Genomic DNA, 25,739 nt, shown 5'->3' with positions numbered 1-25,739 from the left:
GCCCGGTTGTATATATTTTATCAATATGAAAAAAGGGGATAGTGATGGTAGATATAACAGTAAAAAATATTCTGGAAGCTACAGGAGGCGTACTCCTCTGCGGAGATGAGAACACTGTTCTCACTGACATCTGTATAAACTCTAAGGAGGCCAAGGAGGGCGATCTGTTCGTTCCAATCATAGGAACAAGAACCGACGGACACAGATTTATAGAATCAGCACTTCAGACTGCAGCAGCCACACTCACATCGGAGCATGACAATGTTGTGGTGTCGGACAAGGCGTATATCAGGGTGGATGATACTGTTAAGGCATTGCAGGCCATTGGAAAGTATATAAGGAACAGATACGATATGCCTGTTGTGGCGGTTACAGGAAGCGTGGGCAAGACCACGACAAGAGAGATGATCACAGCGGCTGTCAGTGCTGGAATGAAGTGCTTCCACACAGAGGGCAATTATAATTCGGTGTATGGCGAGCCTATCACGGTGTCAAGGATGACAGACGAGTACGATGTGGCTGTTCTTGAGCTTGGAATCGGCGAGCCGGGTGAGATGGACATCCTCACTGATATAGCTCAGCCGGATATATGCGTTATAACGACCATAGGCGTTGCACATATAGAATATATGGGTTCACTGGAGAACACCCGCAAGGAGAAGCTCAGCATCATCAAGGGCATGGGCGAGAATGGAACACTGTATATCAACGGTGATGATCCTATGCTGTATGCGGTCAAGGATGAGATACCATGTAAGGTATACACATATGGCTGCGGCGAGGGCATGGACTTCAGAGCAACTAACATCCGCATGGAGGATGGATATTCTGTATACGATATGGTACATGGGGATGACGTTGTAACTGTCAAGGTAGGAGTGATGGGACTGCACAACGTGCGCAATTCATTGGTGGCCATGGCTGTGTCGCATCAGCTTGGAGTTCCATATGAGAAGTCGTCGAAGGCATTTGAGAATTTCAGAGGTCTCAGACAGAAGGTCATCAAGCTTCCTGGCAAATACACGATCATAGACGATACATACAATGCAAGCCCTGATTCCATGAAGGCTAGCACCGATGTCCTCTGTGACATGAAGTGCGAGGGCAAGAAGTATATCGTGCTCGGCGATATGCTTGAGCTCGGAGAGAAGAGCGATGAGTACCACTATGAAGTCGGAGAGTATCTCAGAGATAAGAAGATAGATGAGGTCATAGTCATCGGAGAGCATGCCCAGAAGATCAAGGAAGCTCTGGATGCCTGTGATACGAAGTATGCCAAGACTGTGTCATTCACTGACACGGAGGAGATCGCGATATACCTTATGGCGCTCATGAAGCCTGAGGATATAGTGCTTTTGAAGGGATCAAACGGAATGAAATTGAGTGAAGTGGTTAATATTCTCACGAATTAGTGTGTGTATTTGTACAAAATGACAAAAGCGGTCACGGATTTACAACGATCTGTGACCGCCTTTTTGTGTAAAGTGTTGCCATTTATTGTAAATCAATTCCCAAAACGATACAAAAGGGAGAAAAGAATTTGGTTATATTGAAAAAATATAAAAAATGGAGTAATATCAACCTAGCTTGAAAATAAATACATAAGATTACATAGATACTTTTTATTTGGGAGGAAAGAATCATGGCTACAGCAAAGAAGGCAGATGAGACAAAGAAGGTAACAAAGGCAACACCTGCAGCAGCACTTGCTAAGGTTGAGGCAGTTAAGAAAGAGGAAGCTGCAAAGAAGACAGCAGCTACAGAGACAAAGGCAGCACCTGCAAAGAAGGCAGCTCCAGTTAAGGAAGAGCCAAAGGCAGCACCTGCAAAGAAAACAGCACCAGCTAAGAAGGAAGAGACAAAGGCAGCAGCACCTGCAAAGAAGGCTACAGCAAAGAAGGCAGCTCCAGCTAAGACAACAGAGAATGTATTTGTTGAGTTCGCTGGCGGTCAGATCAAGATGGCAGCAATCGTTGCTAAGGTGAAGGAAGTTATTGGCAATAAGACAGTTAAGGAATTGAACGTATACTACCAGCCAGAAACAGGCATGGTATATTATACAGCTGATGGAGAATCAGGTTCTTACAGTCTTTAATCTATAGATGTTTGTTTTAAGACGGATCCCGGTCGTAATGACTGGGATCTTTTTTCTTTGTGCAATATTGTGTTGTATATAAGTGCCTTTCTGTGATAATATGTCATGGGTTAGGACAATCTAACTAATGCTTTTACAGGGGGTAAGAGATGACAATACACGAGTATGGAGACAGGAAGAATCCGCATATACTGCTTATACATGGCATGTGGATGTGAATATATTAAAAAGCCTGTGATATGAACTTTGATTCATACCACAGGCTTTTTGCTTGCAGATAATACTATATATTATGAATTACTTTGTTGTCAGGAAATCTGCGTATGCTGTAGGAAGACCATGCTCTGTAGGATCAAGTCCCTTGATCTCTTCCTCCTCAGATACTCTAAGTCCCATAGTCTTCTTGATGATCAGGAATACGATGGTGATCGTAACTGCTGTCCATGCTGCAACTGCTGCAAATCCAAGTAACTGGATGAGAAGTGGATGAATGCCACCGCCGTAGAACAGACCGTTTAATGTATCATTTCCAGAAACAGTTGTTGTGGAGAAGAGACCTACAGCGATTGTTCCCCAGATACCATTTACACCATGTACGGCTACGGCACCGACAGGATCGTCAACATGTAATGCGTGGTCACAGAGCCATACTCCGAATACTACGAGAAGTCCGGCAACGATACCGATGATAGCTGCGCCGAAAGCATCGACTGTATCACAAGGAGCTGTGATGGCAACGAGACCAGCGAGTGAAGCGTTGAGACACATTGACACATCAGGCTTGCCATATTTGAGCCATGTAAATATCATACATGAAACTGTTGCAAGTGCAGGTGCGATAGTAGTAGTGAGGAAGATAGAACCTAACTGCTCAACAGATGTTGCGGCTGCACCATTGAATCCGTACCAGCCGAACCACAGGATGAATACACCGAGTGCGCCGAGTGGAAGGTTATGACCTGGGAAGGTGTGAACCTTTACTACTTTGCCATTCTCATCCTTATTGAACTTTCCGATACGAGGTCCAAGTAATGCGGCACCAATCAGTGCTGAGATTCCACCTACCATATGGATGGCACATGAACCGGCAAAATCATGGAAGCCAAGTTTTACAAGCCAGCCACCTGGATTCCAGATCCAGTGAGCCTCAATAGGATATATCAGCAGTGAGATGATAGCTGAGTATACACAATATGCAGAGAACTTTGTTCTCTCTGCCATAGCTCCTGACACGATGGTTGCTGCTGTTGCACAGAACACAAGGTTGAATACGAAGCTTGACCAGTCATAGTTTTCAAAGTGAAGGAACAAATCCCATGATGGTTTTCCGATGAAACCTCCGAGTGCCCAGTCACTGCTGCCGAGCAGAAGTGATGAACCGAGGATCATGAATGAAACTGTACCGAGACAGAAATCCATGAGATTCTTCATTATAATGTTTCCGGCATTCTTGGCTCTTGTGAAACCGGCCTCAACCATTGCAAATCCGGCCTGCATCCAGAATACCAGTGCGGCTCCGACAAGGAACCATACTCCAAATACAATTGTGCTTACGTCTTCCATAATCATTCCTCCTTTTAATACATTGTAGTTGTGGAAGTGATCAGATAATAAAAAAAGATGCGTCCCGCCAGGTATGCTCCTGACAAAACACATCTTTGTGCACATTATATCTGATCGTACGTCACTGAGATATGACTGATAATAAGTATCTCAGTGCCACACCTCAATTACTAACTTGGGTTGAGTATAGTATTGAGATATGGTAAAATATTGAAAAAATCGGACGTGGAACGATAAAACTTATTATATTTTGCGCGGGCTTAATATAATAAAGCAAAGATACGGTAAAGATAAATAAAGTTATGCGGAGATGGCGTATGGATAGTCAGATTTTATTGAATGTTAATTTTTGCAGTGAAGTACATACTAATTTAATAGAAAAGAATGAGAAGTCTGTGTATGTGAGAGCTGGTTACAGCTTGGGTGGGCTGAGAATAGTGCCACAGGAGAATGCTGGGATATGTGTGATATGTACGGATGGACACATCAAAAGGGTGTATCCGGGTGAACTGGAGGCGGCTGTTTGCATTGAGGAGAGCTGCAGCTTCATATCTGTGGAGCAGGATCTTGGACTTGGCAGGGAGACTCTGGATACCCAAGATATGCGTCTGCTTGAAAAACTGCTGACGGCTGATCATGCATTTACAGGAAATGGTGCAGAAGATCCGATAGAGAGTGCGACAGAGGAGATCACGGAGCATATAGAGAAATGCGGATCGTTGTGGCAGAGGAATGGCATGGCTGATTCGGACATCGTGAAACAGGCGGATGTCATATATGCGGCAAAAGGGAAGATAAGCATATCAGAGCTTGCTGAGCAGATGGGATGCACCGTTAGACATGTGCATAGGAGATTTGTGGAGGAGCTGGGGGTCAGCCCCAAGAGGTTTGCCCGCATCGTGAGGATCAGGGAGACTGTGAGAAAAATGCTGGAGCATCCGGGCGGACATGTCACGGATTATATGGATGACATGGGATATTCTGACCAGGCGCATTTCCAGAGAGAGTTTAAGTGGTATACAGGGATGACCCCAGGGAGTCTGCTGAAGATACTGGGAGACAGAGCTGAACGATAAAAAACAGGCAGTGGACAAATGCCACTGCCTGCCAATTTAGAAAAAGGAATGATATTGGATACCTGTGCTTATTAGAGCGCTGTCTCTCCACGCTCGCCTGTACGGATACGAACGACATCTGCCACATCATATACGAAGATCTTACCATCACCGATCTTACCTGTGGATATTCTCTCGCAAACCTTGAAAATGATCTTGTCCGCAACATCGTCTGCTGCGATGGTCTCGATCTTTACCTTTGGAATAAGGTTTACAACATATTCGCTTCCTCTGTAAGTTGTCTTATATCCCTTCTGATTACCGTAACCCATGATGTTTGATACCATGGCACCTGTTGATTCACACTCATCAAGTATTGACTTTACATCATCAAGCTTTTCTGAACGAACTACGATTTCAAGTTTCTTCATAATTACAGTCCTCCTTTTACCCGTTGGATTTATTTTTTATGATTATAGCATAGCGAAAAATCCAATTCCATAGCACTTCGCAAATGCCGAAATTTTAAAACGATTCGAAAGATGCCAGCGGTAAAATAATACAAAAAACAGACAAATGACTTAATAATATTAAGGACAGAAGCGGGGCGACGCTGCGTGCCAGCGGTTAATTTACAGTAATTTCATATTTGCAGGTGTTGGTAAATGTGGTATATGTGTGTTATTATATTTCTGACTGAGACTATATGTATAATCAGGAAAGGAAAATGAGATATGGCAGAGAATTATGATGATATAGATAAGAAGACACCGGATACGGTGGATACCGATGGACATGCATCGGATGATAAGGACAACGATGACGACTACGAGAAATACTGCTACCTGTGCAGGAGACCGGAGAGCGTGGCCGGCAAGCTGATACATATGCCTGGAGATATAAATATATGTGCAGACTGCATGCAGAGATCATTTGACAGCTTCAACAATTCCGGGTTTGGCAACATGCCGGGGCTTGGCAATATGCAGTTCATAGATCTGACAAATATGCCATTTGGCAATATAGATATGTCCAAGTTCAAGGCACAGAATGACGTGCCAAAGTCACAGAAAGTCAAGAAGAAGGCGCCAAAGGAAAAGAAGCAGGAGGAAGAACTCACGCTTAAGACAATTCCGGCTCCTCATAAGATCAAGGCTATGCTGGACGAGTATGTTGTGGGACAGGAATATGCCAAGAAGGTTATATCCGTGGCTGTATACAATCATTATAAGAGGGTTCTCACAGATACCATGGATGATATAGAGATAGAGAAGTCCAACATGCTGATGGTGGGACCTACAGGCTGTGGTAAGACATATATAGTCAAGACCATAGCAAGACTTCTCAAGGTGCCTCTCGCAATAACTGATGCGACAACTCTTACAGAGGCCGGTTATATAGGCGATGATGTAGAGAGCGTTCTGTCAAAGCTTCTCGCCGCCGCCGACAATGATGTGGAGAAGGCAGAGAGAGGAATCGTGTTCATAGATGAGATAGACAAGATCGCCAAGAAGCAGAACAGCAACAGCAGGGATGTGAGCGGTGAATCCGTACAGCAGGGACTGCTGAAGCTCCTCGAGGGCGCGGATGTTGAGGTACCTGTGGGATCGGGCAGCAAGAATGCTATGGTTCCCATGACGACCATCAATACAAGAAACATACTGTTTATATGTGGTGGAGCATTCCCTGATATAGAGGAGATTATAAAGCAGAGAATAAGCAGGCAGGCGTCCATGGGCTTCAAGGCTGAACTCAAGGACAAATATGATGATGATCCGAATCTGCTGAGACAGGTTACAACCGAGGATCTCCGTGAGTTTGGCATGATACCTGAGTTCCTTGGAAGACTTCCGGTACTCTTCACACTTGATGCGTTGGATAAGAATATGTACGTGAGCATACTCAAGGAGCCTAAGAATGCGATATTAAAGCAGTATAAGAAGCTCCTTGCACTGGATGAGGTGGATCTTAGATTTGACGATTCGGCATACGAGGCGATAGCCGAGGAGGCGATCAAGAGGAAGACGGGAGCCAGAGCTCTACGTGCCATCATAGAGAAATTCATGCTGGATATCATGTACCAGATCCCAAGGGATGACACCATAGGAAGGGTGACAATCACAGGTGATTATATAAAGGGCAAGGGAAGCCCTATCATAGAACTGCGCGGAACACCGGCACTTGAGGAGGCAAGCGCAACTCAGATCGATAAGCAGGACTGAACAGATCTGTAATGACAATAATGCGATAACAGGGAAATGCTACTTGATAATATTTTATCAATATGCTAGAATATCACCGTTCATTAAGGGAGTAGTCAGCGCAGAGCTTGCGTTGTGATATCAACATAATGATTGGCAGCCATCGGTCGATGATGGCGTGAATCTGGTATTACTGTAGATGATGAGACTTTCTGGACAGCTTTTAGCTGCCCGGGAGGTCTCTTTTTATATGTGTCTGTGACTGCATCCGTCAAATCTATATCAAGGAGAAAAATTATGAGTATTGCAGAGTTATTCCTGTTGGCAGTTGGTCTTTCAATGGATGCATTTGCCGTGTCTATCTGTAAGGGGTTGTCCCTGCGCAACATCAAGGTGAAGCACATGCTTATCGCAGGTGCGTGGTTTGGAGGATTTCAGGCACTTATGCCGACGGTAGGATATGTCCTCGGAAGCTTTTTTGCAGATCTGGTAAGCAAATGGTCACACTGGATCGCATTTGTGCTCCTCCTGTTCATCGGCGGAAGTATGATCAAGGAGTCGTTTGGCGAGGAAGAGGAAGTAGATGCAGATATGAGCTTTAAGGTCATGTTCCTTCTGGCGGTTGCAACCAGCATAGACGCACTGGCGGTTGGAGTGTCATTTGCATTCCTCAAGCTGTCCACTCTGTATATCATACTTGCAGTGCTGTTCATCGGATGTATCACATTCATATGTTCAGCGGTCGGAGTGAAGATCGGAAGTATATTCGGAACAAAGTACAAGTCAAAGGCTGAGCTTGCCGGAGGTATCATACTTATACTCATAGGAGTAAAGGTTGTTCTGGACGGACTAGGTATATTGTAACCTTAACATAAAATAAATGGACAATAGTATGGTTTATGGCATACAATGTGTAGATAGGTTATGTGAAGGGACAATATATTAAGTAAGGAGTAGATGTATGACCAGATTCAAAAAGAATATGAGAAGATTTGTCGTGGCTGCTGTTGTCGGAGCCATGGCCATGTCGATGACTGCATGTACTTCTCATATGTTTGATGAGAAGACTATCACAGGAACAATAAAGGATAATGCGGACGACTACACAAAGGTGCAGAAGGAGTTCGAGGAATATCTGCACGATGAGTATGTGGACAGTGTGACATCGGACACACTCTCGTACAACTATGAGATAAAGGATGGGGATGCCCTTGGTATTCCTGAGCCGGAGGTATCTCTGGGCGATTCGGATATGAGCGATGAGGGAATCAAAAAACGTAAGGCTGAGTTTGATGAGTCCTTTGACAAGCTCAAGTCATTTGACAGGGACGATCTCACGGAGAGCCAGCAGCTCACATACGATATACTTAATCAGTATCTGGAGACGGAGTCAGAGGGTTATCTGAACATATACCTCAGCGAGCCGTTCTCACCTATGAAGGGACTGCAGTCGAATATATCCACATATTTCACAGACTACCGTTTTGACGACAAGGGTGATGTGGAGAGATATCTCCAGGTGCTTGGAATGGTAAGGGATTATTTTGATGACAATCTAGAGTTTGAGAAGACAAAGTCCGAGAAGGGATATTTTATGAGTGATGCCGTGTGCGATAAGGTCATCGAGCAGTGCGAAGACTTCATCAAGGACAAGGACAATCACTTCATGATACAGGTGTTCAACGATAACATTGAGGCGCTGGACTTCCTGACTGCGGACGAGATAGCGGACTTTGAGGAACAGAACAAGAAGGCCGTTGCGGAAAGTCTTATACCTGCATATGAGGATGTTATAGATGTGCTGTCATCGCTCAAGGGAACCGGTAAGAACCAGGGCGGTGTGTGTGGCTATGAAGGTGGTAAAGAGTATTACGCTTACCTTTTGAAGGACGCTGCGGGAACTGATAAGACACCTGAGGAAGTGGCACAGATGCTGGATGACAACCTGTCAGATCTCATGACAGATCTGTATTCCATAGCCATGACACAGTACGATTCATATGAATATTTTGTGGAGCACTACGATGACCTCTTTGGAGACAGTGACTCAAAGGAGCCTTCAGAAATAATAGATATACTCATGAATACAGCCACCAAGAACTACCCAGACTTTGGAGAGATAAAGTATCAGGCGAAGAAGCTTGATAAGAGCCTTGAGGATATTCAGGAGAATACGCTGGCATACTATATGTCACCTGCGATCGATGATCAGGACAACAACCTTATCAGGGTAAATGGCAAACATACGGATGGTATGTGGACCACACTTGCCCATGAGGGATATCCGGGACACATGCTGCAGAATGCATACTACATGTCAACAGATCCTGAACCGGTACGTACCATATTAAGCTTCCTTGGATACAAGGAGGGCTGGGCAATGTATGCGTGCTATGATGCCATAAACTATTACACATTTGATGGGGCATCTGATTCGGACACCGTTGCAAAACTGTACAGGTTAAACGATGAGATCAATTATCTCATAAGTGGAAGGATCGATATAGGAATCAACTATGAGGGCTGGTCACTGCAGGAAGCAAAAGATTACCTGAATGAAAAGGGATTCAACGGCGATGCTGCCGACGATCTGTATACTACCATGATAGGTGATCCTGCCGTATACCAGAGTTATTCAACAGGCTTCTATGAGATGCAGGAGATCAGGGATTATGCTGAGGAACAGCTTGGATCAAAGTTTGACCTGAAGGAGTTCAATACAGTCGTTCTCGAGACAGGTCCATGCCAGTTCAATATCCTGAAGCAGCAGGTTCAGAAGTATATTGATACAAAACAATAAAATAGAATATAGCCGGTACATATAATGTACAGATGGAGACATACCGCAGCCGGAGAAATTTCCGTGCTGCGGTATTTTTGTGTAAAGATTCGGAATTTGCTGCATATACTATATAGATTGCCCCTGGAGGGATGTGCGGTGATATCAGATGCTGTTTACTCAGAGGATTATGTGGAATATATAATAGAATACAACGGAGACAGGGAAGTTCTGATGGATCTGTATCAGCCATACGGGCTCAACATAATAGACGACAGATATGCGGTGGCATATCAGCCGTTTCCGGCCGGGTATATGGAGAGTTTTTCAAGGCTTGAGTACAATCTTTTCCCAAAAGTGTACGGCCTGATGGACGATGTGGGGGCTCTTGAGGCTATAGGGGTTATCAATATCCAGCAGGAAAATATACTCGGACTCACCGGAAAGGGGATACTGCTTGGCATCGTCGATACGGGGATCGATATATTTGGCAGTTCATTTGTGCGGGATGGGGGTAAGACAAAGATACTTGCGGCGTGGGATCAGACAGTGGAGGAGGCTGACAACGCATCATACGGCTACGGCAGGGAGTATAGCACGGAGGAGATACAGGCTGCTGTGGATGAGAGACAAAGGATATTGACGGATACCACCGGGCATGGAAGCTTCTGCGCGGGAACGGCTGTGAGTGTGGCTCCGTCGGCAGACCTGGTGGTGGTGAAGTTAAAGCAGGCAAAGCAGAATCTACGCAGTTTTTATGGTATTCCATCGGATGCAAATGCGTACAGTGAGGTTGACATAATGACAGCGATAGCATATCTGCTTGAGCAGCAGAAAAAGCTGCGCATGCCTATGAGCATACTCGTGACGCTTGGGACCAACAGTGGAAGCCATACGGGGGCGGAAGCACTTGACAAATATATAAACAACATAGGAGAGCTTCAGGGGCTTGCGGTATCTGCTGCCGGTGGCAACGAGGGGAGAGCAGGACATCATTATTCCGGGATCGTCACAGGGGCATACGATGTCGTTGAGATCGATGTGGCAGATCGCAACAGCTTTACACTTGAGATATGGGGTAAGTCCACCAATACCTACTCGGTGGCCATAGAGATTCCCGGCGGGGAATTTATAGAGAGGATATCGCCGAGGTATGACAGGAGCTCGATCATCCGTCCGATATTTGGAGGTGGGATGATATATGTCGACTATTTTCTCATAGAGGATTCTGCTGGGCAGGAGCTCATTATGCTCAGATTTATAACCCCGGCAAATGGTATATGGCGGATAAGGGTGTACGGTGTTGGAACCACGGAGCTCAGCTTTAACGCGTGGCTGCCCATAAGCAGCTTTGTATCCCCGGGGACGAGATTTGTGTCAAGTGATCCGGGGGTGACCATAACCAGCCCGGCGGTGGCGGAGACTGCGATATGCACTTGCGCATATGATCACTCAAATGGTAATCTGTATATAGACAACAGCAGAGGCTATACGGCGGACGGCAGGGTGAAACCGGATCTTCTCGCTCCCGGAGTGAATATAAGGGGAGAAGGAGCCGGCGGGGAGACGGTTATAAGAAGCGGCACCTCAGTGGCGGCTTCATACACTGCGGGCTGCAGTGCCATCATGCTTGAGTGGTCGTATGGGAGAAAGATGATAAGGAATATAAACGGCAACCAGATAAGGGGATACCTGATAAGGGGGGCGGTGAGACCGGGAAGTTCGGGCGGGCTTTTGGAGATCAGGCAGTATCCGAATCCCGAGTGGGGATATGGCCTGCTGAACATTTACAATACATTTGAAAGTCTCAGGAATGTGTGAGGATAAGTTATGGGAAGAACATGCAGAGAAGAGCTGGCGAGCGGCGGTACGCTAATAATAAGTGAGAATGACTTCAGGATAGAGTATTTCTTCCCGGGACCGGATGGACGCTATGGTGGAGTGAGGGTCAATATTCCGGGAAGGAAAGTTGAGACCTATATGAGGGCATGGCAGAAGAATTATGAAAGGTACGAAGAGCTTCAGAAGGCGGCGGGTGCAAGTGTGGTGAAGAGACCGGCTGCGATGAGAGGTGAGTGCGGAATGACGATACGGACCGGTTTCATGGACGGAGTATACCTGAAGGGAAGCCACATGAGAGTGACGGAAAGGGTGCAGCTCGACATGATAATCCGGGATTATGGATACGCTCTGGACAGATGGAAGAAGTCCGGGCAAATGCCTGAAAGTAGTGATTGTTAGTCTGCGTGATACTGTGCTATAATGCATCTGTGTGGTCAGAAACGGGAGGAGTATGACATGCATTAATTCACACTATTTATAAGAACGGAGGATAATATAATATGTATATAACATGTCTTGATTTAGAGGGAGTACTGGTGCCTGAGATTTGGATCGCATTTGCGGAGGCAAGCGGAATACCTGAGCTTAAGAGAACAACAAGGGATGAGCCTGACTACGATAAGCTCATGAACTGGAGACTTGGTATACTTAAGGAGCACGGACTTGGACTCAAGGAGATACAGGAGACTATAGCAAAGATAGATCCTATCCCTGGAGCAAAGGAGTTTCTGGATGAGCTGAGATCCATAGGACAGGTGATAATCATAAGCGATACATTTTCACAGTTTGCAGGCCCTCTCATGAAGAAGCTCGGTTACCCTACAATATTCTGTAATGAGCTGATCGTTGCAGATGACGGTGAGATCACAGGCTTCAAGATGAGATGCCCACAGTCGAAGCTCACAACAGTCAAGGCTCTGCAGTCAATCGGCTACGACACTATAGCAAGCGGTGACAGCCACAACGATCTGGGAATGATCTATGCGAGCAAGGCAGGCTTCCTGTTCAAGAGCACAGATCAGATCAAGGCGGATAATCCTGATCTTGAGGCATTTGAGACATACGATGAGCTTCTTGCGGCCATCAAGAAGGCAATGGACTAGTTGGAGATACAGATATGAAGTACAAGAGTGTAGATGAGATCGAGACGCTCTCTTTCAGGGATGCGACTCTGATCAGATGTATATATTCGGAGAAGCAGGGAATCCTGGAATTTGAATTTGACGGCGCGGTAGTCAGAGAGGACAACTCTGCAAATGAGCTCTATACTGACAGATATGCCAGTGATATGCAGGTCAGATTCACTGAGCCTGAGATCGAGGCACTTCTGCTCGAGGGTCATAAGTATTACGATGCGAACGATGTCCTCCAGGAGTCAGTACCGGATAAGCCTGTGGAAAGGGCGGACTATGAGGATGTGCTGAAGAGCTTTGAGGGCAAGGTTGTATTTTATTCGGGCCAGCCAAAGGAGATGCTCAAGTCTTCGGAGAATGCTGACAGAAAATGCTATCAGATGATAATAGATGTGGATGAGGAATCCTATGTTCTGAGTTTTTACTATGATAAGGTGATCGCACAGTGGGAGCACTTTATGAACAAGGTGATGAACTAGCCTGACGGTTCGGCAGGGATCAGGAAAGGAAGATGCGGCAGATGGCAAAGAGGATACGCCGGTATATAGCATATATTGATGAGCTTTTAAAGAGGAATGATGTGGACTTTGCACGGGAGGCAGAGAGACATCTCACGCAGGTAGGATTTTTCATGCATGAGAGACTTATCCACCTCATAGTGCTGGTATTGTTTGCCGTATTGACGGTTGCAACATGTATAACATTTGTCGTGACGGCCAATATATCGCTGTTGATACTTGCACTTGCATTCATGGTGCTGCTTGTTCCATACATAATACACTATCATCTTCTTGAGAACAGTGTCCAGTATATGTATGAGCAATACGACAGAATGCTCGAGAAGGCGGGCATAGATGCGTTTGTAAACAGATGATTGGTGAAAGGCGGTAAAGCATATATGTTCAATTTCGTTATGGGTATCGTGATGATCGGAATAGGCGCAATAAGTGTGGCTCATGCATTTTTTTCAAAAAATATGGCGGGCTTCATATTCTTCGGCATACTGATGATCGGATTCGGAATAGTGGAGCTGGTCAGATCCAGGGGCGTAAAGGCCAGAAAGAAGGCTGCCAGAGACAGAGAGTTTGACATGTACAATCTCATTGCGTCGGAGATGGGAGTCAAGATCAATCCGCTCACAGGAGAGATGCTGAGCTCAGACAAGAAGGGTGAAGACGAACAAGTGACTGTTACTGAAGCTGATGATGCAGCGGATGTGGCAGAATAAGAACATAGAATAAAGCGGCATGGAGGTTTTCAGATACCTCCGTGCCGCTTGTTTTTTCATGCGGGATATTTCATCTATTTATAATCAGAGAAATCATACTCTGCAAATGTCTTCCCGTGCTCATCGGATCTGTACACCTTGCCATCGCTGGAGTCGATATAGAAATCACCGACCTTGGTGTCGCCCTCTTTATTGTTGTCGTGGAGCTCGATGTGGTAGCCTGTTTTTCCACCGGAAAATTCTGTGAGATCCTTGTCACTGTTGGCAACCTCGAATCTTCCGTCACCTGCGGGAAGCTGATCCATGAACCAGTCCTGGGCATCATCGAATGAACCGAAGATGCCTGACACGGTGTTTCCCACGCCGTCAGCGACATCCTTTACACCGTCGGCCACGCCGTCAGCGACATCCTTTACAGCGTCGGCTGCTCCGCCTACAACGCCTTTGTCAGATGAGTCGGTGCTGTTTCCCTCAGAGCTGTTACCATTCTGAGCCTCAGATGTTGTCTGGGTGCTGGCTGCTGAAGATGAGCCAGTGCTTGAAGCACCGTTTGAATTGCCACAACCACAGAAGAGGATCATGGTGAGTGTCATACACGTCACAAGTAAAAAGTATTTTTTCATTGTACATGTTCTCCTTTTTTTATATTTGCTATTTATATTCTCCGTATATCTGAGAAATATTCATGGCATAAAAAAGAGACACATAATTAAAAATAAAAAATAATATAATAGAAAAAACGCTATAGGTGGCGAGGATCATTTGAAAAAAAATGACAATGTGCAGGAGGTGACTGACAGATGGCAGTATATAATGCTGGCGGTTGCCATATTTCTTGCCATAATTTTCTGTTGTTATTACATAATCAGCCAGTCGAGGTGGGGCTTTTATACTGCCGGAGGGCCGGTCAGGCAGCAGGCAAATGTCCTGGGGGCGGATGAGAGCACACCATCGGAGGTGGATGGGGCAAATGATACCGGGGAGATGCAGCCGGAGAAGGATGAAACGGAGTCTGATGCGGAGCCGGAGATAACGAAGAGGGCGTATCTCACATTTGACGATGGGCCATCCGGAAACACCGGGGAGATACTGGATATCCTTGATAAATATGATGTGAAGGCAACATTTTTTGTCGTGGGGCGCGACGAGAGCTACTATGATGACTACCGGGATATAGTGGATAGGGGACATACACTGGGGCTTCATTCGTACACCCATGATTACGATAAAATATATGGAAGCCTTGCTGATTTCTCCGAAGATATTGAGGAATTGCGAAATTTATTGTATGATGTAACAGGTGTAAATTGTGTATATTACAGATTCCCGGGCGGCAGTTCAAATACGGTATCCAGAGTGGATATGAACACCCTGATAGACTATGTGAATGCCGAGGGGCTTATATATTATGATTGGAATGCGCTGAACAATGATGCCGTGTGTGGCAGCTACACGCCGGAGCAGCTTGTCGACAATATCATGAAGGATGCACTGCAGCACGACGATGTGGTCATATTGATGCATGATCTTGAGTCGAGGCACACCACGGTGGAATCACTGCCGATGCTCATTGAAAGACTCCGGGATGATGGGTATGAGCTGCTGCCTATAGATGAGAATGCACCACTTATCAGGCACAGATGAGAAGGGACGGACATATGCCATGACTTATGAAGAGGCAAGAAGATATATAGAATATACGGACACCATGGGAAGCGTTCTGGGGCTTGACAGTATAAAGGAGCTGCTGAGAAGGCTGGGCGATCCGCAGGACGCAGTCCCGGTTATACATATAGCAGGAACAAATGGCAAAGGTTCAATATGCGCATTTCTGGACGAGATACTTGAGAGTGCAGGATACAGTGTGGGAAGATATATATCTCCGACGATATTTACATATCTTGAGAGATTTCAGATAGATAAGGAATATATGTCTGAGGAGGATTTTGCCGTATATCTTGAGACGGTGAAAGATGCAGCGGATGACATGGTGTCGGACGGCTGGGGAAGGCCCACATCGTTTGAGACGGAGACAGCGGTGGCGTTCTGTTATTTCTGCGACAAAAAGGTCGATTTCCTGTTGCTTGAGACCGGAATGGGAGGACTGGAGGATGCCACAAATGTGTGCAGTCATCCGGTCTGTACGATAATAGCAAGTATAAGCATGGATCACATGCATTTTCTCGGGAACACCCTGAGGGATATATACAGACAGAAGCTTGGAATATTGAAAAAGAACTGCCCATGTGTGGCGTACCCGCTTGCCTCAGAGCTTGAGGATATGTGGGATATGGCATGTGAGCAGAATAATATATCGGACTTGGCGGTACTTATCAAGGAGAAGGATATAGAGATATGCGGAGAGTCTGTTGATGGAAGTGAATATATATATGGCGGACAGAGATACGAACTTCAGGTCCCGGGCATATATCAGATATATAACAGTGCCACAGCGGCTGCGACCGCACATGTTCTCATGAGGCTTGGATATGAGCTGACTGAGGATGACATAAGGAGAGGACTTAAAGCGACGTTCTGGAAGGGAAGATTCCAGAAGCTTATGGACAAACCTCTCATGTATGTGGACGGCGCGCACAATCCGGGAGGCTGGAGAGCACTTAGACAGAACATAGATGAGTATTTTGCCGGAAGAGACCTCATATATATATGTGGGGTGTTCAAGGACAAAGACTATGAGCAGATGCTCAGGATCATGATGCCGGGGGCTTCTGCGTTCATAGCAGTTGAGCCGGATAACCCGAGAGCACTTTCAAGGCATGAGCTGAAAAAGCTGGCAGGGACATATATAGATGAAGTCTATGAGCAGGAAGATGTGGACGATGCCGTGAGGCTGGCGATGACGCTGGCTGATGGCAGGCAGGATCCGGTGGTGATGGTATTTGGCTCGCTGTCATTTATTGGGCCGATCATAGACCGTGCGGAACATGGAGGATATATAGAAAGCTGATGCAGACAGAGATGGACAGAGTGGACAGGATCATATACAACGATGAATACAGACGTCTCATGGAGACTGTGCGGAACAAGGAGACCGACAGGATATTCTGTCGGCATGGACTTGAGCACTGCCTGGATGTTGCCAGGATAGCGTATATAATGAATATCGAACAGGGATATGCAATAGACAGGGAGATCATATATGCCGCGGCACTTCTTCACGATGTGGGACGGGCAGATCCTGATGACACCGGCAGGAAGCATCATGAGCTGAGTGTTGAGTATGCGGGCAGGATACTGGAGCAGTGCGGATTTTCCTCGCAGGAGAATGAGCAGATATGTGATGCCATAGGCTCACACAATACAGACGGTGCTGAGCGGGAAGGACTGGCATATGTGTTGTATAATGCGGATAAGCTGTCTCGAAACTGTTTTGACTGCAAGGCATCAGACCGGTGTTACTGGCTGGAGAGTGCACGCAATACAGGGATAAAATATTAAGGGAAGTACCAAGGGATCGCACGTCATGTGCGGATATTTTATATCTGGAGGATAAAAGGATGATAATAGGAAACAAGACATTTGAGAGTGGAAAAGAACCTTATGTGATGGGGATACTGAATGTGACCCCGGATTCATTTTCGGATGGAGGACAGCATAACACCATGGACACAGCTCTGTTTACCACAGAGAAGATGATAGCTGAGGGTGCTGTGATAATAGATGTTGGCGGTGAGTCCACAAGACCTGGATATACAAAGATATCGGATGAGGAGGAGATAGAGAGGACCGCACCGATCATAGAGGCGATAAAGAGAGATTTCGACGTGGCAGTATCACTCGACACATACAAGTCTGCGGTGGCTGAGGCTGGTATACATGCAGGTGCAGATCTCATAAACGATATATGGGGACTGAAGTACGATGAGAAGATGGCGGCTGTCATAGCGAAGTACGACAAGGCGTGCTGTCTTATGCACAACAGGGAGAACACAGATTACACAGACTATCTGGCTGATGTTGTATCAGATCTGGATGAGTCGGTTAACATGGCTCTGGCAGCAGGCATAGACAGGGACAAGATCATGGTGGATCCGGGAATAGGATTTGCAAAGGATCTGCATCAGAATCTGCTTCTCATGAACAATCTGGAGCTGCTCCACAAATGGGATCTCCCGATACTCCTCGGAACGTCGAGAAAGTCGATGATAGGACTTACACTTGATCTTCCGGTGACCGAGCGCGAGGAGGGAACAGTTGCCACATCAGTGCTTGGGCTTGTGAAGGGCTGCGATTTCTTCAGAGTACACGATGTGAAGAGCAACTACAGAGCACTCAAGATGACGCATGCGATGCTGAGTGCCAGATAAAATATAGCGGAGGTGCGGTATGGACAGTATCAATATAAAAGGACTTGAGGTATTTGCACATCACGGAGTGTACAGGGAGGAGAATGTCCTTGGACAGAAGTTCGTGGTGGACGTATCCATGCAGGTGTCGACCCAGGAGGCCGGCAGAAGTGATGATATAAGAAAATCTGTGAACTATGGCAGCGTGTGCGATGGCATACAGAAGGTCATGAAGAACAGAAATTATAAATTGATAGAGACTGTGGCTGAGGAGATAGCAGACATGATACTTCTCACTTACGATGATGTGAGAGGGGTAAATGTGACGGTAAAGAAGCCGTGGGCTCCGGTCATGGTACATGTAGATACAGTGTCCGTGTCCATAAGCAGAAAAAAGCACACAGCATATCTTGGACTTGGGTCAAATATCGGCGACAGGGAATCATATCTGGACATGGCCATAGATGAGCTGAACAAGGATAAATACACCAAGGTGACAAGAGTATCAGATTTTATAGAGACCGAGCCGTATGGCGGCGTTGAGCAGGACGATTTTCTGAACGGCTGTCTGGAGATAGAGACGCTCAGGACTCCTGAGGAACTGCTGAGACTGGTGAATGGAATAGAGAAAGCGGCGGGAAGAGAGAGGCTGATCCACTGGGGACCGAGAACTCTGGATATCGATATCCTGCTTTATGATGATGTCGTGTATGACAGTGAGGATCTTCACATACCACACGTGGAGATGCACAAGAGAGAGTTTGTACTTGAACCGTTGTCCGCGATAGCGGGATACAAGAGGCACCCGCTGCTTGGCAAGACAATATCCGAGCTTCGTGCCGGGCTGGACAAACAGTGATAAATTTGACACTTCAAGTGGAAGGATAGATAGAATGAATACATTGGAAGAGATAAACAGTCTGGAGGAGCAGATACAGCAGCTTATCACCAGAAAGAATGAGCTTATCGACAGAGCGTGTGTTGAGGGCAGAGATATTGCGCTGGCACATATAAGCTCTGATGTGGTGAGCGGGTTTGTGCCCGTGGATCATCTGAAGGTCGATAAAGACACGGTGGTTGTATACCAGGGTGTTCCGGGGGCTTACAGTCATCAGGCTATGCATGACTATTTTGGCAAGGATATAAAAAATGTAAATGTTGCAAAATTTGAGGATGTCATAGAGACGGTGAAGAGCGGCAAGGCTGATTACGGAGTCCTGCCTATAGAGAATTCCTCTGCCGGATTTGTGAGTGGTATATATGATATGGTTGGCAGCAGCGGCCTGACCATCGTGGGCGGAGACGAGGTCAAGGTGGCACATATGCTCATGGGAGTTCCGGGCTCAAAGCTTTCTGATATACAGACTGTATATTCCCATCCGCAGGGGCTTCTGCAGTGCAGTGAATTCCTAAACAGAGCCGGATACGCACAGTGCCCGGTTGCGAACACTGCAGTGGGTGCGGTGAAGGTCAGGGATGAAGGTGATATTACCCAGGCTGCCATAGCGAGCGCTCTTGCCGCAGATATATACGGACTTGAGATACTCAAGGACGATATAGTCAACAATGAGAACAACACAACGAGATTTATCATACTGTCAAAGAAAAAGGAGTATGTGAAGAGTGCGGGAAATATATCCGTATGCTTTGCACTGCCACATGAGAGTGGAACCCTTTACAGTATACTTGGACATATAAAACATAACGGGCTCAATATGACAAGCATTGAGTCGAGGCCTCTCAGGGGAAGAAAATGGGAATATTCATTCTTCATAACTCTTGAGGGAAGTCTCATGGATCCGGCGACGATAGATGCGCTGGACCATATAAATAAGGATTCTATGGATTTCAAGATAATTGGAACATACTGATAAGTAACATGAAAGGTGGGGTAGATATGGCAAGTAAGGTATTTGCAGCCATCGATGTAGGTTCTAACGAGCTGTCAATGAAGGTGTATGAGATAACTCCCAAAAAAGGGGCGAGGGAGATCGATTACGTCAACAGCACAGTTGAGCTCGGAAGTGATACCTACAACAGTGGCAGGATAACCGAGGATTCCATAATGAAGGTATGTGAGATCCTCAACAAATTCCGCAGGAAGATGAGGGAATACGATGTGCGTGAATACAAGGCGTATGCATCGTCCGCTGTGCGTGAGGCGGAGAATTCAGTCATGGTCCTTGAGAGGATAAAGCAGCACACAGGCATCGACGTCTCAGTGCTCAGCAACTCGGAGCAGAGATTCATGAACTACAAGGCGTATGCGGCAAAGTCGAAGTTTGAGGATGCCGACACGAAGAACAGGGCGCTTCTGGACATAGGAGCGGGAAGTCTCCAGATATCTATATTTGACAAGCAGAATCTGATCCAGACACAGAACCTTCCTATAGGAGCCGTGAGAATAAGGGATTATCTGGCAAAATACGGCGCAGACACGGTGGCTCTGGAGAATATCATGGAGGAGTTCGTATCGAACTTCATAGAGGAGTTCAGGAACCTCTTTATAAACGATAAGGACATCAAGAGCATAATAGCCATAGGAGACGGAATCGCAAATCTGAAGAAGGTCGGACCGGAGCTGAATATCACAGACAAGATCACAAGAGATCAGTTCCGCGTGCTTTATCACAAGGTAGTTGAGACCACCCCGGAGGTCCTTTCAGAAAAATATGGTGTGCCATACGAGAGGGCGACACTGATGCTTCCGATGGCGATCATTTACCAGTCATTCCTCGACAACTCAAGGGCGGAGGATATCATCACGCCGGATGTTACGTTCTGTGACGGAATAGTTGCCGATTATATGGATAAGAACGGAACGCTTCTGCTGAATAAGAATTTCGACGAGGATATCATTGCATCGGCAAACAGCATAGCCAAGAAATATAAGGTCAACAGGAAGCACACACAGAATGTGACGCAGAACGCACTGGATATATTTGATTCCTTCAAGAGCGTCCACGGACTCGGAAGGAGAGAGAGACTGCAGCTCCAGATCGCAGCCATGCTCCACAGTTGTGGCAAATTTGTAAATATGAACGAGGGCACCATGATGTCCTATCACATAATCATGTCCACGGAGATACTTGGACTGTCCCACAAGGAGAGGGAGGAGATTGCAAATATTGTGAAGTTCAACGAGTATTATCTCCCTTCACAGACAAAGGCACAGGTATCGCTGATGACTGCGGATTACATGAAGGTCGCCAAGCTGGCATCCATACTGAGACTTGCGGATGTCCTTGACAAGAGCCACAGGCAGAAGATAAGTGACATGAAGTTCAGCTTCAAGGACTACGTGCTCACGATGACGGTAGATACACTGAATGATATTACGCTTGAGGCAGGGGTGTTCAAGACCAAGACTGAACTGTTCAGAAAGGTCTTTGGAGTGAAGCCTGTGTTAAAACAGAAAAGGGGGTTGTAAAGGATGGCAGATAAGAATCCGATATTTTATAACAGAGAGCTCAGTTGGCTTGAATTTGACAAGAGATGTCTGTCCGAGGCGAAGGACAGGACCATTCCTCTGTTTGAGAGAATAAAGTTCCTGAGTATAACGGCATCCAATCTGGATGAGTTCTTCATGGTAAGAATAGCATCACTCACGGATATGGTGCATGCCGGATACACCAAGAAGGATATAGCCGGAATGACGGCGCGGGAGCAGCTTGACGCACTCCATGCCAGCACCAAAGAGTTCATGAAGAACCAGTATCAGACACTGAACAGATCCCTCATCCCTCAGCTTGCCCAGAACGGATTGAAGCTTGTGAGACACCATGAGGATCTCACTCCAAAGCAGGCAAAGTACGTGGACAAATACTTTGAGAAGGATGTATACCCGGTACTCACACCTATGGCGGTGGACTCGTCCAGACCATTCCCGCTGGTGCGCAATAAATCACTGAATATAGGTGCACTCATATACGATAAGAAAAAGGACGTGACGGATATAGCGACCGTCCAGGTTCCATCTGTACTTCCAAGGATCGTGAGACTTCCTTCTGAGGAGAAGGGCGTTACCGAGATAATTCTTCTGGAGGAGGTTATCGAGAAGAACCTTGACAAGCTGTTCCTGAACTACGACATAGTGTGTGCATATCCATACCGTATCATGAGAAATGCAGACTTCTCCATAGATGAGGAGGAGACCGCAGATCTGCTGAAGGAGATCGAGAAGCAGCTCAAGCAGAGACAGTGGGGCGAGGTCATAAGACTTGAGGTGGACGAGGCCATGGACAAGAAGCTCCTTAAGGAGCTCAAGAAGCATCTTGGAGTCGATGACGAGGTCGTATACAAGATCAACGGACCTCTGGATCTCACATTCCTCATGAAGGTGAACGGCATAGATGGTTTTGACCATCTGAAGTATCCTAAGTACAAACCGCAGCCTGTACCTGGAATGGGCGATTACAGCCATATATTTGACAGGATAAAGAAGGGAGACATCCTTCTGTTCCATCCATATTATGAGTTCACACCGGTCATAGAGTTCATAAAACAGGCGGCAAATGATCCTGATGTCCTGGCGATCAAGCAGACACTTTACCGTGTCAGCGGCAATTCACCTATCATCGCGGCACTTGCACAGGCTGCCGAAAATGGCAAGCAGGTAACTGTTCTCGTCGAGCTCAAGGCAAGATTTGACGAGGAGAACAATATAGCGTGGGCCAAGAAGCTGGAGCAGGCGGGCTGTCATGTTATCTATGGCCTTGTGGGTCTTAAGACACATTCCAAGATCGCACTGGTTGTCAGACGCGAGGAGGACGGAATTAGAAGATATGTGCATCTGGGAACAGGAAATTACAATGATCAGACCGCAAAGCTTTACACTGACATGGGACTTCTCACCTGCAGTGATGCCATAGGAGAGGACGCGACGGCGGTGTTCAACATGCTGTCAGGATATTCAGAGCCGAAGAAGTGGAACAAGCTTGCAGTTGCCCCGATCTGGCTGAAGGACAAATTCCTCATGCTGATAGGCCGTGAGGCAGAGAATGCGAGACAGGGCAAAAAGGCAAGGATAGTTGCCAAGATGAACAGTCTCTGTGATCCGGTGATCATGAATGAGCTCTACGATGCCTCAAAGGCAGGCGTAAAGATCGAACTCATCGTCAGGGGAATATGCTGTATCAAGGCAGGAGTTCCGGGACTTTCAGATAATATATCAGTAAGATCCATAGTTGGAAATTATCTTGAGCACTCGAGAATATTCTATTTCTATAATGACGGATTTGAGGATATATACATGGGAAGTGCGGACTGGATGCCTAGAAATCTGGACAAGCGAGTTGAGATAACGTTCCCTGTAGAGGATCCAGAGCTTAAGAAGAAGATAAAGAATATCCTTAAGATACAGCTTGAGGATACACTCAAGGCTCACATCATGCAGCCTGACGGCTCATATGCGAAGCAGGATCTCAGGGGCAAGGCAAAGCTTGATTCACAGATGTATTTTGTGAAGCTTGCGCAGGAGAGTCAGAAGCCGGTGAAGGAAGAGGACAATGACAGGGTGTTCATCCCGGTTGAATCCCACGGCGATAATGAGTGATATAAAGGCAGCACAGAGGCATATCGACAAAAGAAAAATAACAGTTGACACACGGCTGGCGATGTGGTATTCTACCATTGCTGTGTGAAACAGTGAACATAGAAGCAGAGTATCCACTCTCACCTCAGCATGGTCTGACATGACTCGGGTTAATATTTAGCTTAGAAGATTTACAGGGTTTTCCTGAGTTTGAATATGCTTTGTATTAAGAAAGTGGATAGATGGTTCTATCCACTTTTCTTATGTCAGAGAATTGAATTTTAAAAGTGTGGAGGTAGAGAGTCATTAGCGATTTAATGATCAACGAACAGATTAGAGACAGAGAGGTACGACTCATCGGAGAAGATGGTCAGCTTGTTGGAATAATGTCATCCAGGGATGCATACAAGATGGCTCAGGATGCAGGACTTGATCTTGTGAAGATAGCACCTAAGGCACAGCCACCGGTGTGCAAGATAGTTGACTATGGTAAGTATCGTTATGAGCAGGCCAGAAAAGAGAAAGAGGCCAAGAAGAAGCAGAAGACCATGGAAGTCAAGGAAGTCAGACTTTCACCGAACATCGATGCGAATGACCTTAATACCAAGATCAATCAGGCAAGAAAGTTCCTTGAGCATGGCGATAAGGTTAAGGTTACACTGCGATTCAGGGGAAGAGAGCTTGCGCATGTAGAGCAGTCAAAGGTTATTCTTGACAACTTTGCTGAGAAGCTTGCAGAGATAGCAGTTATCGATAAGCCTGCTAAGTTTGAAGGAAGAAGCATGATAATGTTTTTAACACAAAAGCGTTAAATTATTATAGACATATAATTCAAGGAGGAAGTAAGTAAAATGGCTAAATTAAAGACAAAAAGAGCAGCAGCTAAGCGTTTCAAGAAAACAGCTAACGGCGGTTTAAAGAGATCTAAAGCTTATAAGAGTCATATCTTAACAAAGAAGACCACTAAGAGAAAGAGAAATCTTAGAAAGGCTACAATGACAGACGCAACAAACGAGAAGGTAATGAAGAAGATATTACCTTATATCTAATAGATCAGGAGGAAGAAAACCAATGGCAAGAGTTAAAGGCGGAATGAACGCAAAGCAGAAGCACAATAAGGTATTAAAGCTTGCAAAGGGCTACAGAGGAGCAAGAAGCAAGCAGTATAGAGTAGCAAAGCAGTCAGTTATGAGAGCACTTACATCTTCATACGCTGGCAGAAAGCAGAGAAAGAGACAGTTCAGACAGCTCTGGATCGCTCGTATCAACGCAGCAGCAAGAATGAACGACATCTCATACAGCAAGCTTATGCATGGTCTTAAGCTGGCAGGTGTTGACATCAACAGAAAGATGCTCTCAGAGATGGCTATCAGCGATGCTGAGGGATTTGCAAAGCTTGTTGAGGTTGCAAAGGCACAGTTATCATAATATAGAATATAGAATCTTCTATATATAAGTAAAAAGAACCGGATGTGGTATAAACTTGCACATCCGGTTCTTTTGTTGCGCGAAAAGGTTTTATAATTCGGAGGCGTATGCTATAATTATAGAGGTTAAGGGGATATGACCAATGAGAGTAAAGACACAGAGTAGGAGGCACATATGTTCGTAGAGAGAATAACAAAGGATCAGATGAAGATGTTTCTTGAGACTTTTGCTTGCTGCAGTGAGCAGAAGAACCTCGTTATGAGACTTAACTATGCAGGAAAGGAACCGTATCTGGATGTGACCAGGTTCAGCAATGGTCTGGTATATACTGATTCATATTATGATTTTGACAGTACATACTGCAGTAATCTTTGGAATAAGTTCCTGTATACACAGTTCACACATGAGTATTACACAGCGTTCAAGGAGTACCTTATGAAGGATGTGGACAGAAAGCTCACTAATATGATAAAAATCTGAAAAAAGTTGTTGACTTTGTATTCGATAGATGGTATTATCTTATTCGTTGGTGACGAGCACAGAAGTCGACATCACATAAATATGCGGGAGTGCTG

General features: G+C 45.9%; 26 protein-coding genes and 1 pseudogene. 24 read left to right on the top strand and 3 right to left on the bottom strand.

From position 1 onward, the window contains the following. Positions 1–44: 44 nt before the first annotated feature. Entirely contained in the window at positions 45–1,412 is a 1,368-nt protein-coding gene (locus ABUA31_RS09570) for a UDP-N-acetylmuramoyl-tripeptide--D-alanyl-D-alanine ligase (RefSeq protein WP_055146921.1), read from the top strand. Between the two features lie 230 nt (positions 1,413–1,642). Beyond that, positions 1,643–2,095 (top strand): DUF6465 family protein, encoded by a 453-nt coding sequence (locus tag ABUA31_RS09565; RefSeq protein WP_022215918.1) that lies wholly within the window; start codon positions 1,643–1,645, stop codon positions 2,093–2,095. A 312-nt stretch (positions 2,096–2,407) separates the two neighbouring features. Here ABUA31_RS09565 and ABUA31_RS09560 read toward each other — a convergent pair. Then, positions 2,408–3,664: pseudogene (locus ABUA31_RS09560) on the bottom strand (ammonium transporter); the annotation flags it as partial. 311 nt (positions 3,665–3,975) lie between these two features. Between ABUA31_RS09560 and ABUA31_RS09555 the strand changes: the two are divergent. Beyond that, positions 3,976–4,734 carry a helix-turn-helix transcriptional regulator gene (locus ABUA31_RS09555; RefSeq protein WP_349818733.1) on the top strand — a complete coding sequence of 253 codons (759 nt, stop codon included), beginning with the start codon at positions 3,976–3,978 and terminating at the stop codon, positions 4,732–4,734. Between the two features lie 71 nt (positions 4,735–4,805). Here ABUA31_RS09555 and ABUA31_RS09550 read toward each other — a convergent pair whose 3' ends face one another. Beyond that, positions 4,806–5,144, bottom strand: coding sequence for a P-II family nitrogen regulator (locus ABUA31_RS09550; RefSeq protein ID WP_015533899.1), 339 nt, complete (start codon positions 5,142–5,144; stop codon positions 4,806–4,808). 303 nt (positions 5,145–5,447) lie between these two features. On the opposite strand from ABUA31_RS09550, the gene clpX reads away from it, so the two are divergent. From clpX to ABUA31_RS09505, 9 genes are all read left to right on the top strand, one after another. Then, positions 5,448–6,935: an ATP-dependent Clp protease ATP-binding subunit ClpX gene (gene clpX / locus ABUA31_RS09545; RefSeq protein WP_349818732.1), complete on the top strand. Its 1,488-nt coding sequence runs from the start codon at positions 5,448–5,450 to the stop codon at positions 6,933–6,935. 276 nt (positions 6,936–7,211) lie between these two features. Beyond that, positions 7,212–7,778, top strand: coding sequence for a manganese efflux pump MntP (locus ABUA31_RS09540; protein WP_015533897.1), 567 nt, complete (start codon positions 7,212–7,214; stop codon positions 7,776–7,778). Between the two features lie 97 nt (positions 7,779–7,875). Next, the gene (locus ABUA31_RS09535; RefSeq protein ID WP_015533896.1) at positions 7,876–9,714 is read left to right on the top strand and encodes a DUF885 domain-containing protein; all 1,839 of its coding nucleotides are present in this window, start codon (positions 7,876–7,878) and stop codon (positions 9,712–9,714) included. Positions 9,715–9,852: 138 nt separating this feature from the next. Then, positions 9,853–11,514, top strand: coding sequence for a S8 family peptidase (locus ABUA31_RS09530; protein WP_349818731.1), 1,662 nt, complete (start codon positions 9,853–9,855; stop codon positions 11,512–11,514). A gap of 9 nt (positions 11,515–11,523) precedes the next feature. Next, complete coding sequence (locus tag ABUA31_RS09525; RefSeq protein ID WP_015533895.1) at positions 11,524–11,934, top strand: hypothetical protein; 411 nt, start codon at positions 11,524–11,526, stop codon at positions 11,932–11,934. 101 nt (positions 11,935–12,035) lie between these two features. Next, a complete protein-coding gene (gene thrH, locus ABUA31_RS09520; protein WP_015533894.1) occupies positions 12,036–12,638 on the top strand; it encodes a bifunctional phosphoserine phosphatase/homoserine phosphotransferase ThrH in 603 nt (200 codons plus the stop codon). A gap of 14 nt (positions 12,639–12,652) precedes the next feature. Beyond that, on the top strand, positions 12,653–13,147 hold the full coding sequence (locus tag ABUA31_RS09515; protein ID WP_349818730.1) for a hypothetical protein: 495 nt from the start codon (positions 12,653–12,655) through the stop codon (positions 13,145–13,147). A 41-nt stretch (positions 13,148–13,188) separates the two neighbouring features. Further along, positions 13,189–13,542 carry a hypothetical protein gene (locus tag ABUA31_RS09510; RefSeq protein ID WP_349818729.1) on the top strand — a complete coding sequence of 118 codons (354 nt, stop codon included), beginning with the start codon at positions 13,189–13,191 and terminating at the stop codon, positions 13,540–13,542. A 24-nt stretch (positions 13,543–13,566) separates the two neighbouring features. Then, positions 13,567–13,896 carry a hypothetical protein gene (locus ABUA31_RS09505; RefSeq protein WP_055273341.1) on the top strand — a complete coding sequence of 110 codons (330 nt, stop codon included), beginning with the start codon at positions 13,567–13,569 and terminating at the stop codon, positions 13,894–13,896. A 74-nt stretch (positions 13,897–13,970) separates the two neighbouring features. Here ABUA31_RS09505 and ABUA31_RS09500 read toward each other — a convergent pair whose 3' ends face one another. Beyond that, positions 13,971–14,519 carry a hypothetical protein gene (locus ABUA31_RS09500; protein WP_118018156.1) on the bottom strand — a complete coding sequence of 183 codons (549 nt, stop codon included), beginning with the start codon at positions 14,517–14,519 and terminating at the stop codon, positions 13,971–13,973. Positions 14,520–14,658: 139 nt separating this feature from the next. On the opposite strand from ABUA31_RS09500, the gene ABUA31_RS09495 reads away from it, so the two are divergent. The 12 genes from ABUA31_RS09495 (at position 14,659) to ABUA31_RS09440 (ending at position 25,644) form a co-directional block, all read left to right on the top strand. Beyond that, positions 14,659–15,540: a polysaccharide deacetylase family protein gene (locus tag ABUA31_RS09495; protein WP_242859640.1), complete on the top strand. Its 882-nt coding sequence runs from the start codon at positions 14,659–14,661 to the stop codon at positions 15,538–15,540. Positions 15,541–15,559: 19 nt separating this feature from the next. Further along, complete coding sequence (locus tag ABUA31_RS09490) at positions 15,560–16,864, top strand: bifunctional folylpolyglutamate synthase/dihydrofolate synthase (RefSeq protein ID WP_349818728.1); 1,305 nt, start codon at positions 15,560–15,562, stop codon at positions 16,862–16,864. Beyond that, positions 16,864–17,355 (top strand): HD domain-containing protein, encoded by a 492-nt coding sequence (locus ABUA31_RS09485; protein WP_055146898.1) that lies wholly within the window; start codon positions 16,864–16,866, stop codon positions 17,353–17,355. Before ABUA31_RS09490 ends, ABUA31_RS09485 begins: the two co-directional genes overlap by 1 nt. 59 nt (positions 17,356–17,414) lie before the next feature. Further along, positions 17,415–18,224, top strand: a complete 810-nt coding sequence (folP, locus tag ABUA31_RS09480) for a dihydropteroate synthase (protein WP_015533887.1) — start codon at positions 17,415–17,417, stop codon at positions 18,222–18,224. Positions 18,225–18,243: 19 nt separating this feature from the next. Next, positions 18,244–19,062 (top strand): 2-amino-4-hydroxy-6-hydroxymethyldihydropteridine diphosphokinase, encoded by an 819-nt coding sequence (gene folK / locus ABUA31_RS09475; RefSeq protein ID WP_015533886.1) that lies wholly within the window; start codon positions 18,244–18,246, stop codon positions 19,060–19,062. Continuing rightward, the gene (locus tag ABUA31_RS09470; RefSeq protein WP_238051341.1) at positions 19,016–20,074 is read left to right on the top strand and encodes a prephenate dehydratase; all 1,059 of its coding nucleotides are present in this window, start codon (positions 19,016–19,018) and stop codon (positions 20,072–20,074) included. The genes folK and ABUA31_RS09470 overlap by 47 nt, the downstream gene beginning before the upstream one ends. Positions 20,075–20,100: 26 nt before the next feature. Beyond that, positions 20,101–21,633 (top strand): Ppx/GppA phosphatase family protein, encoded by a 1,533-nt coding sequence (locus ABUA31_RS09465; RefSeq protein WP_015533884.1) that lies wholly within the window; start codon positions 20,101–20,103, stop codon positions 21,631–21,633. A gap of 3 nt (positions 21,634–21,636) precedes the next feature. Then, positions 21,637–23,757 (top strand): RNA degradosome polyphosphate kinase, encoded by a 2,121-nt coding sequence (locus ABUA31_RS09460; protein ID WP_349818727.1) that lies wholly within the window; start codon positions 21,637–21,639, stop codon positions 23,755–23,757. A 296-nt stretch (positions 23,758–24,053) separates the two neighbouring features. After that, positions 24,054–24,548, top strand: coding sequence for a translation initiation factor IF-3 (gene infC, locus ABUA31_RS09455; protein ID WP_015533882.1), 495 nt, complete (start codon positions 24,054–24,056; stop codon positions 24,546–24,548). 39 nt (positions 24,549–24,587) lie between these two features. After that, a complete protein-coding gene (gene rpmI, locus ABUA31_RS09450; RefSeq protein ID WP_004849138.1) occupies positions 24,588–24,785 on the top strand; it encodes a 50S ribosomal protein L35 in 198 nt (65 codons plus the stop codon). Positions 24,786–24,807: 22 nt separating this feature from the next. Then, positions 24,808–25,164 carry a 50S ribosomal protein L20 gene (gene rplT / locus ABUA31_RS09445; RefSeq protein WP_004849136.1) on the top strand — a complete coding sequence of 119 codons (357 nt, stop codon included), beginning with the start codon at positions 24,808–24,810 and terminating at the stop codon, positions 25,162–25,164. 174 nt (positions 25,165–25,338) lie between these two features. After that, positions 25,339–25,644, top strand: a complete 306-nt coding sequence (locus ABUA31_RS09440; RefSeq protein ID WP_015533881.1) for a hypothetical protein — start codon at positions 25,339–25,341, stop codon at positions 25,642–25,644. Positions 25,645–25,739 lie beyond the last annotated feature (95 nt).

The organism is Coprococcus sp. RTP31081st1_H1_RTP31081_211007, assembly GCF_040227275.1.
Classification (GTDB): Bacteria; Bacillota; Clostridia; order Lachnospirales; family Lachnospiraceae; genus Coprococcus; species Coprococcus aceti.
Note: the sequence above shows the minus strand (reverse complement) of the source record. Positions and strands in the feature narration are given on the sequence as shown.